Source organism: Pseudomonas bubulae, from assembly GCF_900618535.1.
In the GTDB taxonomy this organism is placed as follows: domain Bacteria; phylum Pseudomonadota; class Gammaproteobacteria; order Pseudomonadales; family Pseudomonadaceae; genus Aquipseudomonas; species Aquipseudomonas bubulae.
Map to the genome: position 1 here is coordinate 56,838 of NZ_UYJA01000004.1, position 16,513 is coordinate 73,350.

At 58.6% G+C, this 16,513-nt stretch carries 15 protein-coding genes; 11 read left to right on the top strand and 4 right to left on the bottom strand.

Features of this window, described 5'->3' with window-relative positions; genetic code table 11:
• Positions 1 to 120: 120 nt before the first annotated feature.
• Positions 121 to 738 (bottom strand): hypothetical protein, encoded by a 618-nt coding sequence (locus PPTH39_RS14740; protein WP_095020440.1) that lies wholly within the window; start codon positions 736 to 738, stop codon positions 121 to 123.
• Positions 735 to 2,123 (bottom strand): tyrosine-type recombinase/integrase, encoded by a 1,389-nt coding sequence (locus PPTH39_RS14745; RefSeq protein ID WP_078467123.1) that lies wholly within the window; start codon positions 2,121 to 2,123, stop codon positions 735 to 737. Before PPTH39_RS14745 ends, PPTH39_RS14740 begins: the two co-directional genes overlap by 4 nt.
• Before the next feature lie 432 nt (positions 2,124 to 2,555).
• On the opposite strand from PPTH39_RS14745, the gene PPTH39_RS14750 reads away from it, so the two are divergent.
• The 11 genes from PPTH39_RS14750 to PPTH39_RS14800 all read left to right on the top strand — a co-directional run bounded on the left by PPTH39_RS14750 (position 2,556) and on the right by PPTH39_RS14800 (position 14,715).
• Positions 2,556 to 3,722, top strand: a complete 1,167-nt coding sequence (locus PPTH39_RS14750; RefSeq protein ID WP_095039064.1) for a Fic family protein — start codon at positions 2,556 to 2,558, stop codon at positions 3,720 to 3,722.
• A gap of 32 nt (positions 3,723 to 3,754) precedes the next feature.
• Positions 3,755 to 4,207 (top strand): Lrp/AsnC family transcriptional regulator, encoded by a 453-nt coding sequence (locus tag PPTH39_RS14755; protein WP_016782458.1) that lies wholly within the window; start codon positions 3,755 to 3,757, stop codon positions 4,205 to 4,207.
• A gap of 150 nt (positions 4,208 to 4,357) precedes the next feature.
• Positions 4,358 to 6,040: a flavin monoamine oxidase family protein gene (locus tag PPTH39_RS14760; RefSeq protein ID WP_130872136.1), complete on the top strand. Its 1,683-nt coding sequence runs from the start codon at positions 4,358 to 4,360 to the stop codon at positions 6,038 to 6,040.
• Positions 6,041 to 6,175: 135 nt separating this feature from the next.
• A complete protein-coding gene (locus tag PPTH39_RS14765; protein WP_095025312.1) occupies positions 6,176 to 6,970 on the top strand; it encodes a carbon-nitrogen hydrolase family protein in 795 nt (264 codons plus the stop codon).
• Between the two features lie 39 nt (positions 6,971 to 7,009).
• Complete coding sequence (pqqF, locus tag PPTH39_RS14770; protein WP_130872137.1) at positions 7,010 to 9,448, top strand: pyrroloquinoline quinone biosynthesis protein PqqF; 2,439 nt, start codon at positions 7,010 to 7,012, stop codon at positions 9,446 to 9,448.
• Between the two features lie 152 nt (positions 9,449 to 9,600).
• Positions 9,601 to 9,675 (top strand): pyrroloquinoline quinone precursor peptide PqqA, encoded by a 75-nt coding sequence (pqqA, locus tag PPTH39_RS14775; protein ID WP_003444522.1) that lies wholly within the window; start codon positions 9,601 to 9,603, stop codon positions 9,673 to 9,675.
• 82 nt (positions 9,676 to 9,757) lie between these two features.
• On the top strand, positions 9,758 to 10,669 hold the full coding sequence (gene pqqB / locus PPTH39_RS14780; RefSeq protein WP_048361138.1) for a pyrroloquinoline quinone biosynthesis protein PqqB: 912 nt from the start codon (positions 9,758 to 9,760) through the stop codon (positions 10,667 to 10,669).
• 85 nt (positions 10,670 to 10,754) lie between these two features.
• The gene (pqqC, locus tag PPTH39_RS14785; protein WP_016782463.1) at positions 10,755 to 11,507 is read left to right on the top strand and encodes a pyrroloquinoline-quinone synthase PqqC; all 753 of its coding nucleotides are present in this window, start codon (positions 10,755 to 10,757) and stop codon (positions 11,505 to 11,507) included.
• Positions 11,504 to 11,779 carry a pyrroloquinoline quinone biosynthesis peptide chaperone PqqD gene (gene pqqD, locus PPTH39_RS14790; RefSeq protein WP_094999919.1) on the top strand — a complete coding sequence of 92 codons (276 nt, stop codon included), beginning with the start codon at positions 11,504 to 11,506 and terminating at the stop codon, positions 11,777 to 11,779. Before pqqC ends, pqqD begins: the two co-directional genes overlap by 4 nt.
• On the top strand, positions 11,772 to 12,917 hold the full coding sequence (gene pqqE, locus PPTH39_RS14795; protein ID WP_153327691.1) for a pyrroloquinoline quinone biosynthesis protein PqqE: 1,146 nt from the start codon (positions 11,772 to 11,774) through the stop codon (positions 12,915 to 12,917). Before pqqD ends, pqqE begins: the two co-directional genes overlap by 8 nt.
• Positions 12,883 to 14,715, top strand: coding sequence for a S9 family peptidase (locus PPTH39_RS14800; protein ID WP_130872138.1), 1,833 nt, complete (start codon positions 12,883 to 12,885; stop codon positions 14,713 to 14,715). The genes pqqE and PPTH39_RS14800 overlap by 35 nt, the downstream gene beginning before the upstream one ends.
• Before the next feature lie 17 nt (positions 14,716 to 14,732).
• Here PPTH39_RS14800 and PPTH39_RS14805 read toward each other — a convergent pair whose 3' ends face one another.
• Positions 14,733 to 14,891 carry a YqaE/Pmp3 family membrane protein gene (locus tag PPTH39_RS14805; protein ID WP_004419451.1) on the bottom strand — a complete coding sequence of 53 codons (159 nt, stop codon included), beginning with the start codon at positions 14,889 to 14,891 and terminating at the stop codon, positions 14,733 to 14,735.
• A gap of 186 nt (positions 14,892 to 15,077) precedes the next feature.
• The gene (locus PPTH39_RS14810) at positions 15,078 to 16,361 is read right to left on the bottom strand and encodes an aspartate aminotransferase family protein (RefSeq protein WP_095019489.1); all 1,284 of its coding nucleotides are present in this window, start codon (positions 16,359 to 16,361) and stop codon (positions 15,078 to 15,080) included.
• Between the last annotated feature and the right edge of the window lie 152 nt (positions 16,362 to 16,513).

Genomic DNA, 16,513 nt, shown 5'->3' on the forward strand with positions numbered 1-16,513 from the left:
GTCGTGTCGCATTAGCAGTAAGCCTCTGAACTATCACCTCCCTACACCCATCAGCGCGCTATGAACATGGGGAGATCTTATGGGACGCAAGAAGTCTTGGCGAAAGGGATAAATCGGCGACTAATCCCCCACAAGCAGACGCTCCAAATGAAGCTCCCAACGCGGATGTGCATGTAGGTGCTTCTTCCTTAGCTTCCAAATATCAGCTACCGACTTTGCCTCCATATTCAGTTGTGCGGCTAGAATGTCGCTTCCTGACTGCACACCTTCAGTAGCATCGTTGCGAGTGGGCTTTATACCGGCGCGCCTCAGTGCCTCCAGCGCTAGGCAAATCGTAAAGTTCCGCTTAAGGTCGGGCGGCTTGCCTTGTCGAGTTGGTCGTGGTCGTCCACCGCGCAGCACTTCAGCGATAAATACGCGGAAATACTCCGGTACCGGCTCCCCCCTCTCCACGTATGGAGCTGCGAACCGCGTTGCCTCATCCCATGCGTTCTGGTCGGTCTTAGCGGCCTCGATCAAATCCACGCCATCGACGTATGCACGCGTGACACCCTCAACTTTACGCCACGAGATAGACCGGACGTGCATCGGATAACCGTCCCAGTCCACGGGTTTACTAGGAAGAACACGGGAGAACATCGCCAGGACTCGGGCGGTAACTGCTACTGGGTCAAACGGTTGCTCTAGCAGCTTCTGGCGCTCTTGCAGGCGCGCCATTTCCTCAAATCGCCAGCTCATTGACGTACCACGCTACGTGTCGATAACTGCACCACTTCCGCACTCTGCGGCACTCCCGCCAACTCATCCAGATAGCGCGCCCACCTGTCTAAATCCACACGTTTTTCCGGTAGATAGTTCCACCGGTCATAGTGCTTTGCTTGCACACCTGACCGACCATGCGACAGTAACCATGCACGGCGCTCCTGATTCACCCCCAGCGCGGCTAGGTGCGTTTCGATGGTTGCGCGCAACGTGCGCCAAGTGAAACGGCGGGTCTCCCCCTTTGTCGAAAGCTGATCGCCAAGCGCTGAGAAAATATCTAGTGCAGTACCGGGTGTAATGCTGACTTTTCCACGCAGAGAGAACGGCCCAGGTGCTTTGCCTGCCTCTTGAAGCGCTAATAGCGGCGACAGGATTTCACAGAGTCGCTGAGTCATCGGCAACAGATGCTCACGCGGTGGAGTCCCTTTACCGCCCTTGAGGTCGATCAAGCGCATCACCTCACCATGTTCACCATCGTCGTAAAGGTCATCCCAAGTGACACGGCAAAGCATCTCTACCCGTTGCCCAGCTAGATAAAGCATTGCCCTTGCGATTGCACGGCGGCGCTCAGGCAAATCCTCAACGGCTAGAACAACCGCTTTCAATTCTTCCTTAGTCAGCGCCCAAGTGTTCGCCTGATTGGCGCCTTCAATAGTCGGCACATCACGCGCAGGATTTGTTTTGAGTCCGTATTGAACAGCGTCACCAGCACGAAGCGGGTTTAGGTCGCTCGCAAGCCCGAACGAAAACGCAGCTTGAAGGTAAGAGCGCAACTTATCAGCCTGCCGCTTCTTACCGTTGGTTGCTGAAGCCTTGGTCAAGCGCGTCCCCCGCCCTTTACTGGCGACTGATCGAGTCAGGCAGCGACGCAGGATGTTCGCAACATCGCTGGGTTCGACTTCCTTGGCCTTGCATTGCGACAATTCCAGGAATGGATCGAGAACATCCAGCTTTAGCGCTCCGCGCACAGCCCTGGCGCTGGACTTGCCCCTACGCTCCATATCGTCAACGTAGGCATTCAGCATTTGAGCCAACGTTCCCTGCCTTGCCTCAACATCCGCAGCACGTTGGGTTAGGCGTTGACGCTCATCTTCCGCTTTCTGATAGTCATCAATAGTCGGGAAGGCTCGAATCTCCAACGACTTCGCAGCGGCATAGGCTCGCCACTCAACCAGCGTTTTTTCGGAATAGTTCCCCAGCTTTAGCCGCTCCTGCTTTTTCTCTCGGCGCAGACTCAGATAGACCAACACGCCAGTAGCTCGGCGCTCAAAGAGAAGAGAACCCGTCCCTTTCCCTTCTAAGGCCTCAGAAAGCGTGGTTTTCAATGCTGTTATCTTGCTGTGAACCAGTTTCTGCGCCATTTTCAGCCCTATTCCTTTCTTAACGAATTGCTCAACGAATCATAGCAACTCTAGAGGATTTCAGGAAACAACGAGAAACGTAAAATCAAGCTATTAGCCCTATAAATAGGGACTTTCATATTTCACGAGGTAGCTCCAGATCACTAATCTTGTGACTCATAATCCCTTGGTCGTAGGTTCGAGTCCTACTGGGCCCACCAAACTCAAAGCCGCGCACTGCGCGGCTTTTGTGTTTCCGGGGTTTGGGATTTTGCTTTTCAAAACGCCCAGAAAACCGGTTTGCGTCCACAAAACGTCCACAGGCCAGCTCTATAGTCCTTTCGTCGGCTTACCCTGCATCCCAGGTTAGACAGTGAGCCGATTAGCCGGCATTATCGGCTCACTATATGAGCCGAATATATTCATTAATCGGCTCATAGACGAGTAAAGCCCATGAACGATTCCCCCTGGATCTGGCAACAGCCCGGCTGGCCAAACTTTAGCTGGCAAGCTGAGATGCTTAACCCGCTATTGCGTGCCTGTACCCAGGCTCAGGGCCGTTTGCTGGGGATGATTGGCGCTGTCGGAAGTGATAATGAAGCGCTCAACAGCCTGGACACCATGCTGCAAAACATCGTTACCTCATCAGCCATTGAGGGCGAACAGCTGAATGCAGGCTCTGTACGTTCATCCCTGGCTCGCCGCATGGGGCTGACCGGAACAGGTCGCACAACTGCACGCTCCGAAGGCTTGGCACAATTGTTGTTCGATGCCACAAGTGCGCATCAACGCTTGCTGGATCTTGAACGCCTCTATAAGTGGCACTGCTGGCTGTTCCCCGGCGAGGACAAGCTGTTGGCCCGCCCACTGCACACTGGCACGCTGCGCGGCGAAGAACCCATGCAGGTAGTATCCGGGCCCCTCCACCACCCCACCGTGCATTTTGAAGCACCACCACGTGCCGGGCTGGAAGAGCAACTGGGCGACTTCCTCACTTGGTTCGAGAGCAGCAGAATCGATGTCAGCCTTGATCCTTTACTACGTGCTGGCATTGCCCACTTTTGGTTCGTTACCTTGCATCCGTTCGATGACGGCAACGGCCGCCTCACTCGCACGCTCACCGATTTGGCATTGGCCCAGAGTGAGCAGCAATCCATCCGCTTCTATGCCATGTCAGCCAGCATTCTTGATGACCGCACCGGTTATTACCGAATTCTGGAGTCCAGCCAGAAAGGCACACTGGATATCACTCCATGGTTGCAGTGGTTTCTAGCCACGCTGCTTAAAAGCCTGGAGCAGGCCCTTGCCCGGATTGAACGAGTATTGAGCAAGGCCCGTTTCTGGCAACTACACCGCAACCAGGCCCTGCTAGCCGAACAGCTCAAGGTGCTGAACCACCTGCTCGACGGTGGCGAACGCGGCTTCGAGAACGGTATAAACGCCGCTCAATACCAAGCCGTGACCAAAGTCTCCAAGGCTACCGCGACCCGCCACCTGGGTGACCTGCTTGCGAAAGGCTGCATCACTCGCCTGCCTGGCAGTGGGCGCAGCACACGCTACCAAATTCAGTACGGCGTCAGCCTCCAAGGTGACCAGACACTGAGTAGCAAACTCGACTAAGACCAACAATCACGCAGCCCCTGGAGCCACCCTTGCCTGACACCCGCCCCCCTGCACTGGATGAAATCGACCGTCAATTGATCGCGGCCTTGCAGCTCAATGCCCGGGAAAGCGTGGCAATGCTGGCACGCCAATTGGGGATTGCCCGCACCACCGTGACATCACGCCTGGCGCGGCTGGAGAAAACCGGGGTGATTACCGGCTACGGGGTTCGCTTGGGCCAGCGCCTGATTGATGGCGGCCTGCAGGCCTATGTCGGGATTACCGTGCAGCCACGCTCCGGCAAGGACGTGGTGCGACGCTTGAGTGCGATGGCCCAGGTGCAGCAACTGTGCGCAGTCAGTGGCGAATTCGATTACGTGGCTTGGCTGCGCAGCGATTCACCCGAGCAGCTGGACCAGTTGCTCGATCAGATCGGCAGTGTCGAAGGCGTCGAGAAAACCACCACCTCAATCATCCTCAGCAGCAAAGTTGATCGCGGATAAGTCACATCGACTAGCCGCTTCGTCATATTGACTAAATAAAAGTCATAACGACGACAGTTTGCGTCTTATTTACGTGTTCTGCGCTGCCTATCATGGTGCCTGTCTTTTTCTATACTCAAGGTAAAGCTTGGGTCGCCAGCAAGGTCAGCCATGAACAAGAATAATCGTCACCCTGTCGACGGTAAAAAACCCGTCACCATCTTCGGCCCGGACTTCCCGTTTGCCTTCGATGACTGGATCGAACACCCCGCTGGCCTGGGCAGTATTCCCACACATAAACTTGGCGCTGAGGTAGCGATTGTCGGTGCTGGCATGGCCGGGATGGTGGCGGCCTACGAGTTGATGAAGCTGGGCCTCAAACCCGTGGTATATGAAGCCTCGAAAATGGGTGGGCGCCTGCGCTCGCAAGCCTTTGAGGGCAGTGAAGGGGTGATTGCCGAGCTCGGCGGCATGCGCTTTCCGGTGTCTTCAACAGCGTTTTACCACTATGTCGACAAGCTGGGGCTGGAGACCAAACCCTTCCCCAACCCGCTGACCCCAGCTTCCGGCAGTACGGTTATCGACCTCGAAGGCCAAACCTTCTACGCACAAAAACTGGCGGATCTGCCTGCCCTGTTTCAGGAAGTGGCCGACGCCTGGGCCGATGCGCTGGAGGAAGGTTCGCGCTTTGGCGATATTCAGCAAGCCATCCGTGACCGCGACGTCCCTCGCCTCAAAGAGCTGTGGAACACGCTGGTTCCTCTGTGGGACGACCGCACGTTCTACGACTTCGTCGCGACCTCCAAGGCCTTTGCCAAACTGTCATTCCAGCACCGCGAAGTGTTTGGCCAGGTGGGTTTTGGTACTGGCGGATGGGATTCGGACTTCCCCAACTCGATGCTGGAAATCTTCCGGGTGGTGATGACCAACTGCGACGACCATCAGCATCTGGTCGTTGGCGGTGTCGAGCAAGTGCCACTGGGAATCTGGCGCCACGCCCCCGAACGCTGTGCCCATTGGCCTGCAGGCACCAGCCTGAGTTCGCTGCACAACGGCGCGCCTCGCACCGGGGTCAAGGCGATCTCACGCACACAGGATGGGATGTTTTCCGTCACTGACATTCTCGGTGTCACACGCCCCTACGAAGCCGTGCTGGTCACATGTCAAAGCTGGCTACTGACCACCCAGATCGAATGCGAAGAGTCGCTGTTCTCACAGAAGCTGTGGATGGCCCTTGACCGTACGCGCTACATGCAATCATCGAAAACCTTTGTCATGGTCGACCGCCCGTTCTGGAAGGACAAAGACCCGGAAACCGGCCGCGACCTGATGAGCATGACCCTCACCGACCGCCTGACCCGTGGCACCTACCTGTTCGACAACGGCGACGACAAGCCGGGGGTGATATGCCTGTCGTACTCGTGGATGAGCGATGCGCTGAAAATGCTCCCGCACCCTGTGGAAAAGCGCGTGAAGCTGGCCCTCGACTCGCTGAAAAAGATTTATCCGAAGGTGGATATCGCCAGCCGCATCATCGGCGACCCGATCACCATTTCATGGGAGGCAGACCCGCATTTCCTGGGCGCCTTCAAGGGTGCACTGCCGGGGCATTACCGCTACAACCAGCGGATGTATGCGCACTTCATGCAACAGGACATGCCCGCAGAACAACGCGGGATCTTTATTGCCGGCGATGACGTGTCGTGGACCCCGGCCTGGGTTGAGGGCGCGGTGCAGACTTCATTGAACGCGGTCTGGGGCATCATGCATCACTTTGGCGGCAGCACCCATGCGGCCAACCCGGGGCCGGGAGATGTGTTCCACGACATTGGCCCGATTGCGCTGCCGGATTGACCCCGCAGGGTGAATTGATTCCAGTGGGAGCGCGCTTGCTCGCGATTCAGGCAACGCGGTGCATCAGGCATATCGGGTGGATGCCATCGCGAGCAAGCCCGCTCCCACACCAACAGTCAACACCAGGAGAACCCCATGCGCATTGCCCTTTACCAATGCCCGCCTCTGCCCTTGGATGTTGCGGGCAATCTGCAGCGTTTGCGTGAAACAGCCCAGCAAGCCGATAACATTGACCTGCTGGTGTTGCCCGAAATGTTCCTCACCGGCTACAACATCGGCGCGCAAGCCGTAGCCGAACTCGCACAAGCCCACGACGGCGACGCCGCACAGCAAATTGCCAAACTGGCCAAAGCCACGGGCATGGCCATTGTGTACGGCTACCCCGAGCGCGGTGCAGACGGACATATCTACAACAGTGCACAGTTGATCGACGCACACGGCAAAAGTCTGTGCAACTACCGCAAAACTCACCTGTTCGGCGAACTCGATCACTCGATGTTCAGCCAGGGCCCCGACTCATTCCCGGTCATTGAACTCAACGGCTGGAAGCTCGGCCTGCTGATCTGCTACGACCTCGAATTTCCGGAAAACACCCGCAGGCTGGCCTTGGCCGGAGCTGAAGTGATTGTGGTACCCACCGCGAATATGGTGCCCTTCGAGTTCATCGCCGATGTCACCGTGCGTTGCCGCGCTTTCGAAAACCACTGCTATGTAGCCTACGCCAACTACTGTGGCCATGAAGGCGAGATCCATTACTGCGGCCAAAGCAGCATCGCCGCACCCAACGGCAAGCAGATTGCCCTGGCCGAACAGGATGAGACCCTGCTGGTGGCAACGTTGCAACGCCAACAGCTGACTGATGCAAAAACCGGCAACTTTTACCTCGCAGACCGTCGGCCCGAGCTATATGGCGAGCTGAGCAAGGGCTAAATCCGCTAGCATGAGCGCTTCTCTGTTCCGGAAGTGCCCATGCCTGCGCTGAACCACCCTCACACCCAACGTCTGACCCTTGAAAACGGCCTGACCCTCTGCGTGCGCCACGAGCCGCGCCTCAAGCGCTGCGCGGCCGTTTTAAGGGTCGCCGCAGGCAGCCATGATGTGCCTGCGGCCTGGCCGGGCCTGGCGCACTTCCTTGAACACTTGCTGTTTCTGGGCACCGCACGCTTCCCGGCGGCAGACAACCTGATGGCCTGGGTACAGCGCCACGGCGGTCAGGTCAATGCCAGAACCTGCGAGCGACATACCGACTTTTTTTTCGAACTGCCCATGGGTGCTTTCGAAGGTGGTCTTGAACGCTTGTGCGACATGCTCGCCCATCCGCGCATGACTCTGCCTGACCAACTGCGTGAGCGTGAAGTGCTACATGCCGAATTTATTGCCTGGGCCCGTGAGCCTTCGGCACAGCGTGAGATCAAACTGTTCCAGCCATTGAACCCGGCCCATCCACTGCGCGCATTCCATGCCGGTAACCGTTATAGCCTGCCAGTACCTCGCGCGGGTTTTCAGCAAGCCCTGAAAGGTTTCTACCAGACCTTTTATCAGGCCGGACAAATGACCTTGAGCCTGAGCGGCCCGTCGGCAATCCGTGAACTGAGCACCCTGGCCGAGCGCTGCAGCACTGTGTTGCGCCCCGGCAAAGCCGTGCAACAGGCCGATGCACCCGCCTTGATGACCGGTCAGCAGCGACATTATCAACACATTGACGGCTCGCGCCTGAGCCTGATGTTTGCCCTGGAACAGCTGCCGCCGGAGTCTGACAAGGCGCTGGAGTTCCTGTGCAACTGGATCAATGCCGACAAAGCCGGCGGTCTGTTCGCACAGTTACGCCAGCAGCAACTGATCGACACCCTTAAGGCCACGTCGCTCTACTGTTTCAAAGACCAGGCACTGCTACAGATTGAGTTCACTGCAACCAACGCCATTGCCCAACATGCCACGCTAATCAGTGACACCTTCCATGACTGGCTGGGGTTCTTCCGCGCACAACAGGACTGGCCTGCGTTACGTGAAGAGTTCTGTCTGCTGCAACAACGCCAGCAAGACATCAGTGGCGCACTGGAGCTTGCTCGAAGTGACTGCAAGCAACATGTGCCCGGCTTATCGGATCAAGGCGTAACAACCCTCAAGGTCGTGCTGGGGCAGCTGCAGCCAGGGGCAATGCAGTTATCGCACCATGCCTGGCAACTGCCAGCGCCCAATCCATTTCTGCAAGCAGCGAAGGAGCCGGTGAGTGCCGGCCTGATTCGCGGGCAAACCAGCGCTCACCGTGGTTTGCGCACCTTTGCCCAGGATCGTTTGCGCAGTCGCCGCGACGTGTCTGCCATGAGTTTCAGCACGGCAATACCCAACCTCAGCGGCGAAGCAGCGATTTACCTGCGCTGGCGTTTGCCCGCTACACCTGCCGACAACCCGATGCCTGCGCTGCAGAACAGCCTGCGCCCGTTGATCCAGGATGCTCGTGACGCTGGTGTCGAACTTTCGCTCAACGCTTTGGGCAATGACTGGCTGCTGAAGATGTACGGTTACCACGAGCCGATGCCCGCCATTCTGGAAAGCGCCCTGCGTACGCTCGCCAGCCCGTGCACCGGGCAATCAGCCGGCACGCCCCCTGAGGCGACGTTGATGCCCATTCGCCAACTGCTCAAGCGCCTGCCCGAACTGTGCCCGCCCGCTGGCGAAAGTGACGGGGCCCACAATTGGTCAGAAACACGCTGGGACGGGCTGGCAGTCGGCCTGCCATCTGCCACACAGGCCTTGATTGGCCCCGTGCTGAACAAGGTGCCTGGTACCCCGGATGCGCAACTGACGCTTCAGTCCGGGCATCCTGTCGAGCGCCATTGGCACACAGTACCCTGTGATTCCAGCGAACACGCACTGCTGCTGTTTTGCCCGGCCGCCGAGGCCACAGTGGCGGGCGAAGCTGCCTGGCGTCTGCTTGCCCAAGTGGCGCAAACCCCTTTCTATCAACGCCTGCGGGTTGAACTGCAATTGGGATACGCGGTGTTCAGTGGCTTGCGCCAAATCAATGGCCAAACCGGCCTGCTGTTTGGTGTGCAATCGCCCCACGCGAGCACGGCACAAATCTTTGAGCACATCCGTAACTTCCTCGTAGATTTGCCAAATCTGGTCTCGGCACTGGATGAAACATCTTTCACCCAGGCCCGCGCCGCCCTGGCACAGCAATTCTCAAGCGAGGCCCTGGGCGTGTCCCAGGCCAGCGAATTGCTATGGCAAAGCAAGCTGGCAGGCCACCCGTCGGATTACCTGGCAGCCCTCTACACTGCGCTTATGGCGCTGGATCAAAACACTACACTCAAGGCTGCACAGCAAACCACACAACCTGACAGCCGCTGGTTATGTGTGGCTACCGGTCCTGTAACTGAAACGTTTTATCCCGGAAGAAGCTGATAATTACCAACCCTGCAAAGGGCTTTCTTCGACATTGGGCGTTCAAAAAGCGTCAAATTTAGTAACATAGCCACCTAAGCTTTTGAACATCTCCTTCGGGAGCTGGACTAATCAAGAGACACTACTCACCCACCCGCTGAAGGAGTCATGTTATGGCTTGGACTAAACCTGCTTACACCGACCTGCGTATTGGCTTTGAAGTCACCATGTACTTCGCTAGCCGTTGATCTGCTTCTTCACTGAGCAGAGCAACCCAACGCCTCGGTTCGCCGGGGCGTTTTTATTTCCAGATTTGCAAGAGAACACGCCATGTTTGTCCAGATTCTAGGTTCCGCCGCTGGCGGTGGTTTCCCGCAGTGGAACTGCAACTGCGTCAACTGCGCGGGTTTTCGTGATGGTTCGTTAAACGCCAAGGCACGTACCCAATCGTCGATTGCGATCTCCGACGACGGCGTGAACTGGGTGCTGTGCAACACCTCGCCCGACATTCGCGCGCAACTCCAGGACTTCGCCCCGATGCAACCGGGCCGTGCCCTGCGTGATACCGGGATCAGCGCCATCATTCTGATGGACAGCCAGATCGACCACACCACCGGCCTGCTGAGCCTGCGCGAAGGCTGCCCCCACGAAGTCTGGTGCACTGACATGGTCCACGAAGACCTGAGCACCGGTTTCCCGCTGTTCACCATGCTCAAGCACTGGAATGGTGGCCTGAACTGGAACCGCATCGAGCTGGAAGGTTCGTTCACCATCCCGGCCTGCCCCAACCTGCGTTTCAGCCCGCTGCCCCTGCGCAGTGCCGCGCCGCCGTATTCGCCGCATCGCTTCGACCCGCACCCGGGCGACAATATCGGCCTGATCGTTGAAGACCTGCGCACGGGCGGTAAATTGTTCTATGCCCCAGGCCTGGGCAAGGTTGACGCGCCGTTGCTGGAAATCATGGCGGGCAGTGACTGCCTGCTGGTGGATGGCACCATGTGGGACGACGACGAAATGCAGCGCCGCGGCGTAGGCACCCGTACCGGCCGGGAAATGGGCCATCTGGCGCAAAACGGCCCCGGTGGCATGCTCGAAGTGCTTGAGCAACTGCCCGAGCAGCGCAAAGTGCTTATCCACATCAACAACACCAACCCGATTCTCGACGAAGACTCCGCCGAGCGTGCCGAACTGGTACGCCGGGGGGTTGAAGTGGCCTTTGATGGCATGAGCATCGAATTGTAAAAGCTGAATCTGTAGCCGCTGCCGAAGGAACGAGGCTGCCTTCGGCAGCTGCTAAAAAGGCATCACATTTTTTTGGAGGCACCAGATGACCCAAGCCCCACTCTCTACCGCCGAATTCGAGGCCGCCCTGCGGGCCAAAGGCGCGTATTACCACATCTACCACCCCTATCAGGTGGCAATGTACGAAGGCCGCGCGACCCGCGAGCAGATCCAGGGCTGGGTCGCCAACCGTTACTACTACCAGGTCAATATCCCGCTTAAGGATGCCGCGATCCTGGCCAACTGCCCTGACCGTGAAGTGCGCCGCGAGTGGATTCAACGCATGATCGACCACGACGGCGCGCCCGGTGAAGACGGCGGCATCGAAGCCTGGCTGCGCCTCGGTCAAGCGGTTGGCCTGGACCCGGATCAACTGCGCTCTCAAGAGCTGGTCCTGCCCGGCGTTCGTTTTGCCGTGGATGCCTACGTCAACTTCGCCCGCCGCGCTACATGGGAAGAAGCCGCCAGCAGCTCGCTGACCGAAATGTTTGCGCCGCAAATCCATCAGTCGCGCCTCGACAGCTGGCCCCAGCATTACCCGTGGATCGACCCCGCCGGCTACGAATACTTCCGCACCCGGTTGGGCCAGGCCCGACGCGACGTGGAGCACGGGCTGGCAATCACCCTGCAGCACTACACTACTTATGAAGGCCAGCAGCGCATGCTGGAAATCCTGCAGTTCAAACTCGATATCCTGTGGAGCATGCTCGATGCCATGACCATGGCCTACGAGCTGGACCGCCCGCCCTATCACAGCGTGACCAGCCAACGTGTCTGGCACAAAGGAATCACCCTATGAGCTTTGATCGCAGCAAAATCCCGACCTGGCGCACCGGCTATCGTTACCAGTACGAGCCCGCGCAAAAAGGCCATGTGTTGCTGTACCCCGAAGGCATGATCAAGCTCAATGACAGCGCGGCCCTGATCGGCGGCCTGATCGACGGCCAGCGCGACGTCGCGGCCATTATTGGCGAACTGGACAAACAGTTCCCCGGCGTACCCGAGCTCGGCGCAGATATCGAGCAATTTATGGAGGTCGCTCGTGCAGAGCACTGGATCGAACTTGCCTGACAGCCGTATCCCGCCCAAGCCTGAAGTCGGCCTGCCGCTGTGGCTGCTGGCTGAATTGACCTACCGCTGCCCGTTACAATGTCCGTATTGCTCCAACCCGCTGGACTTCGCCCAGCAGGGCAAAGAACTGAGCACCGAACAGTGGATCAAGGTGTTTCGCGAGGCGCGGGAGATGGGTGCAGCGCAACTGGGGTTCTCCGGTGGCGAGCCATTGGTGCGCCAGGATCTGGCCGAGTTGATTGGCGAAGCGCGCAAGCTGGGTTTCTATACCAACTTGATCACCTCGGGCATCGGCCTGACCGAGCAAAAGATCAGCGACTTCAAAAAAGCCGGGCTGGACCATATCCAGATCAGCTTCCAGGCCAGCGACGAGCAGGTCAACAACCTGCTGGCCGGCTCGAAAAAGGCCTTCGCGCAAAAGCTCGAAATGGCCAGGGCAGTCAAGGCCCACGGCTATCCGATGGTGCTGAACTTCGTCACCCATCGGCACAACATCGACAAAATCGACCGCATCATCGAGCTGTGCATCGCCCTTGAAGCCGACTTTGTTGAGCTGGCCACCTGTCAGTTCTACGGCTGGGCCCAGCTCAACCGTGTCGGCCTGCTACCGACCAAGGAGCAACTGGTACGGGCTGAGCGCATCACCAACGAATACCGGGCCAAACTGGAAGCAGAGGGTCACCCCTGCAAGCTGATCTTCGTGACGCCGGACTATTACGAAGAACGCCCAAAAGCCTGCATGAACGGCTGGGGCAGCATCTTTTTGACCGTTACACCTGACGGCACGGCCCTGCCGTGTCATGGTGCCCGACAAATGCCGGTCGAGTTCCCCAATGTGCGTGACCACAGCATGCAGCACATCTGGTACGACTCGTTTGGCTTCAACCGTTTTCGTGGTTATGACTGGATGCCCGAGCCCTGCCGCTCGTGCGACGAGAAAGAAAAGGACTTCGGCGGCTGCCGTTGCCAGGCCTTTATGCTCACCGGGGACGCCAGCAATGCGGACCCGGTGTGCAGCAAATCGCCCCAACACAACCTGATTCTCAAGGCGCGCGAAGAAGCCGAGCACGCCACCCAGACCATCGAACAATTGGCCTTCCGAAATGAACGAAACTCACGTCTTATCGCCAAAAGCTGAGCCCTTCAGCGCCGCACTCGCCGTAGCCGCCGGGGTTGATTTCGCAGAATTGCGAGTCGGCCCTCAAGGCCTGTTCTGGAACGAATATCGTCCACAGGATGCGGCCTCGCGCATCTGGCACTGGCGCGATGGCCAGGCCCACTGCCTGACGCCCGCCGGTTTCAGCGCACGCAGCCGGGTCTATGAGTACGGCGGTGGCGGGTTTTGCCTGAGCGATAACGCCGTGGTGTTCGTCAACGAAACCGATCAGCAGCTGTATCTGCAACCTCTGGAAGGTAGCGCCCCGCAGGCACTGACCCAGGGTGAATGCCGCTACGGCGGCGTGCAGTTTGCCGGCGGGCAGGTGCTGGCAGTCGAAGAAACCGGCGACCAACACCGACTGGTCAGCATCGACCTGGGCACCCTTGAACGTCAGATCCTGGCTGAAGGTGCCGACTTCTACGGCGCACCGGCGCTGAGCCCTGACGGCCAGCGCCTGGCCTGGGTCGAATGGAGCCGCCCACACCAACCGTGGACCTCTACCCGTTTGATGCTGGCCGATGGCCAAACCGCCGGGCGCTGGAACACCGCGCAGTGCCTGGCCGGTGATCTTGATGAGGAATCGCTGCAACAGCCGCGTTTCGACGAACATAACCGGCTCCATTGCCTGACCGACCGCGCAGGTTTCTGGCAGCCCTGGGCCGAGTCTGGCGAAGGCCTGGTACCCGCGCCCAGCGCGCGCGCCGATCACGCCCCGGCCCCTTGGCAACTGGGCACCAGCACCTTTGTGCCGCTGGGAGAGCAGGCCTATCTGGCCAGTTGGACCGAGGACGGCTTCGGGCGACTGGGCATCCGCACAGCTGACGGCAACCTCGAAGACTTCACCGGTGACTACAGCCATTTTCGCAGCCTGGCATTGGATGAGGCATTTATCTACTGCATCGCAGCATCGCCGATACGCCCTTCAGCCGTGATCCGTATCTGCCGTGCCGAGCATAAGGTGGAGGTACTGGCAGGTGGCATTGCACCGCTGCCCCCCGAACGTATCAGCCGCCCGAGAACTCTGCGTTATCCCTCTGGAACGGGCCATGCCCACGGTTTTTTCTACCCGGCTATGAACGGCGAAAAAAAACCGCCCCTGCTGGTATTTATCCACGGCGGTCCGACTTCGGCCTGTTACCCGATGCTCGACCCGCGCATTCAATACTGGACCCAGCGCGGCTTTGCCGTGGCTGACCTCAACTATCGCGGCAGCACCGGCTATGGCCGTGAGTATCGTCAAGCCTTGCATTTGAATTGGGGCGTGGTGGATGTCGAAGATGCCTGCGCGGTGGTCAGTTATCTCACCGAACAAGATCTGATTGCTCCCCGCCGTGCGTTTATTCGTGGCGGCAGCGCGGGGGGTTACACCACCTTGTGCGCGCTGGCATTCCATAAAGTGTTCCGGGCGGGTGCCAGCCTGTACGGGGTCAGCGACCCGATTGCGCTGACGCGGTCCACCCACAAGTTTGAAGGTGACTACCTTGACTGGCTGATTGGCGATCCGGAGCGCGACGCTGAACGCTATGCAGCGCGCACTCCGTTGCTGTACGCCAACCAGATCAGCGTGCCGGTTATTTTCTTCCAGGGTGAGCTGGACGCTGTAGTGGTGCCGCAACAAACCCGCGACATGCTCCAGGCCCTGCAATACAACGGCATCCCGGCCCAGGCTCATTACTACCCGGACGAACGCCACGGCTTTCGCAAGGCCAGTAACCAGGCCCATGCACTGGAACAGGAATGGTTGTTTTATAGCCAGGTGATGCAGGCCGATACATAACTGTAGTCGCTGCCTGTTTACCGCTTGGCGATAATCCACACCGCATGCACGATGCCCGGGATATAGCCGCACAGGGTCAGCAGAATATTCAGCCAGAACGCACCGGCAAAACCCACCTGCATAAACACACCCAGCGGTGGAAGCAGAATGGCAAAGATGATTTTAATAAGATCCATATGCGCAGCTCCCTGATAGTGGCGGGCCAGAAATGGCGCTGCTTCTAATCGACTCCAGGCGCAAGCCAAAGGTTCAGACTGAACTTATCCACAGACAAAAAAAAACGCCCCGTACCGAAGAAATCAGGCACGGGGCGATGCGTTATACCGCGAGACGGTTCTTTAAATTCTGTGTAACGGCTGCAATCAGACGGCAACCCCGCGACGGCACTGCAATTGCGCCGTTCGAACCCGGGAAAACGCCCGGGCCAGACGCAGCAGCATTTCATCGATATTGCCCTTGCTCACACACAGGGCCGGGGTAAAACGCAGGCAGTCGGGCTGCGGGGCGCTGATCAGCAAGCCCTCATACAACGCCGCCTTGACCACAGCGTCTGCCGAGTTATCCGACAAGGTCAGACCCCAAAGCAGACCCTGGCCGCGCAATTCGCCCTGTGCATAACTATTCGCCAACCGGCCCAAACCCTCGCGCAGGTGTTGCCCCGCGTCGCGAACCTGCTGCAGAAAGCCCTTGTCCAGCACGGTATCCAGCACCGCCAACCCCGCTGCGCTCATCAAGGCATTGCCATGATGGGTACCGCCCAGCTCGCCGGGCTCCAGGCAACAGGCCTTGCCCCGAGCCAGCAATGCGGCCACTGGTACACCGCCGCCCAGGCCCTTGCCTAACGTAATGATGTCGGCGCGAATGGCGTAATTCTGTTCTGCCAGCAAGGTGCCGCAACGCCCCACGCCGGTCTGCACTTCATCCAGGATCAGCAAAATGCCCAGCTCGCGACACAAGCGCTCAACACCCTTGAGGTAGTGCTCAGTCGCAGGAATCACCCCGGCTTCGCTTTGTACCGGCTCCAGCATGATGGCCACGGTCTGCGCATCGACTGCCGCATGCAGCGCCGGCAAATCGTTGAACGGTACATTGATAAAGCCCGGCAACTGTGGCTCGAAGCGGTTATCCACAGAAGCGCCGCCCGAAGCCGACATCGCGCCAAAGCTGCGACCGTGGCAGCTGCGGCTGGCCGTGATGATCCGATGGGCGCCACCGCGATGCAGCTGGCCCCATTTGCGTGCCAGCTTGATCGCACCTTCATTGGCCTCAGCGCCGGTGTTGAGCAAATGCACCTGATCACTACCGGTGCTTTCACACAAGCGCTGCGCCAGGTTCAACATCCCGCGGTTTAAAAAACCTGCACCCGGGTTTAGCAATGATTGCGCCTGCTCGGTCATTGCCTTGACCAGCACCGCCGGGCTGTGGCCCAGGCTGTTGGCCGCACTGCCCTGGGTAAAATCCAGATACGCACGGCTGTCGCTGTCCCACATCCATGAGCCCTGGCCGCGCACAAACACTTGGGCTTCACGCTCAACGCAGGGCATCAGGCAGTCTCGGGACGGGTGGTTGCCAGCTTTGGATGGCGCAGAGTGCGCGGCCATTTCTTCGAGGCTGGGGGAATGGCGACGCAGGTTAAACAGGTTCATGCACGCGGACCTTGTGACCATAAACAGATTCGATTTGCAACCGCCGACGCTTCATGGGAAAGGTAAACCTCTGCTCGGGTTTATTGTCCTGCCTATGTAAAACGCCGTTGCCTATCAGCATCTCTGGCTCGATGAGCCTTGTGGAATGGGCG

What these genes read in the sequence shown, in the direction of transcription:
- PPTH39_RS14740 (WP_095020440.1), bottom strand. Translation starts at nt 738, where the DNA reads ATGAGCTGGCGATTTGAGGAAATGGCGCGCCTGCAAGAGCGCCAGAAG.
- PPTH39_RS14745 (WP_078467123.1), bottom strand. Translation starts at nt 2,123, where the DNA reads ATGGCGCAGAAACTGGTTCACAGCAAGATAACAGCATTGAAAACCACG.
- PPTH39_RS14750 (WP_095039064.1), top strand. Translation starts at nt 2,556, where the DNA reads ATGAACGATTCCCCCTGGATCTGGCAACAGCCCGGCTGGCCAAACTTT.
- PPTH39_RS14760 (WP_130872136.1), top strand. Translation starts at nt 4,358, where the DNA reads ATGAACAAGAATAATCGTCACCCTGTCGACGGTAAAAAACCCGTCACC.
- PPTH39_RS14765 (WP_095025312.1), top strand. Translation starts at nt 6,176, where the DNA reads ATGCGCATTGCCCTTTACCAATGCCCGCCTCTGCCCTTGGATGTTGCG.
- pqqF (WP_130872137.1), top strand. Translation starts at nt 7,010, where the DNA reads ATGCCTGCGCTGAACCACCCTCACACCCAACGTCTGACCCTTGAAAAC.
- pqqB (WP_048361138.1), top strand. Translation starts at nt 9,758, where the DNA reads ATGTTTGTCCAGATTCTAGGTTCCGCCGCTGGCGGTGGTTTCCCGCAG.
- pqqC (WP_016782463.1), top strand. Translation starts at nt 10,755, where the DNA reads ATGACCCAAGCCCCACTCTCTACCGCCGAATTCGAGGCCGCCCTGCGG.
- pqqD (WP_094999919.1), top strand. Translation starts at nt 11,504, where the DNA reads ATGAGCTTTGATCGCAGCAAAATCCCGACCTGGCGCACCGGCTATCGT.
- PPTH39_RS14800 (WP_130872138.1), top strand. Translation starts at nt 12,883, where the DNA reads ATGAACGAAACTCACGTCTTATCGCCAAAAGCTGAGCCCTTCAGCGCC.
- PPTH39_RS14805 (WP_004419451.1), bottom strand. Translation starts at nt 14,891, where the DNA reads ATGGATCTTATTAAAATCATCTTTGCCATTCTGCTTCCACCGCTGGGT.
- PPTH39_RS14810 (WP_095019489.1), bottom strand. Translation starts at nt 16,361, where the DNA reads ATGAACCTGTTTAACCTGCGTCGCCATTCCCCCAGCCTCGAAGAAATG.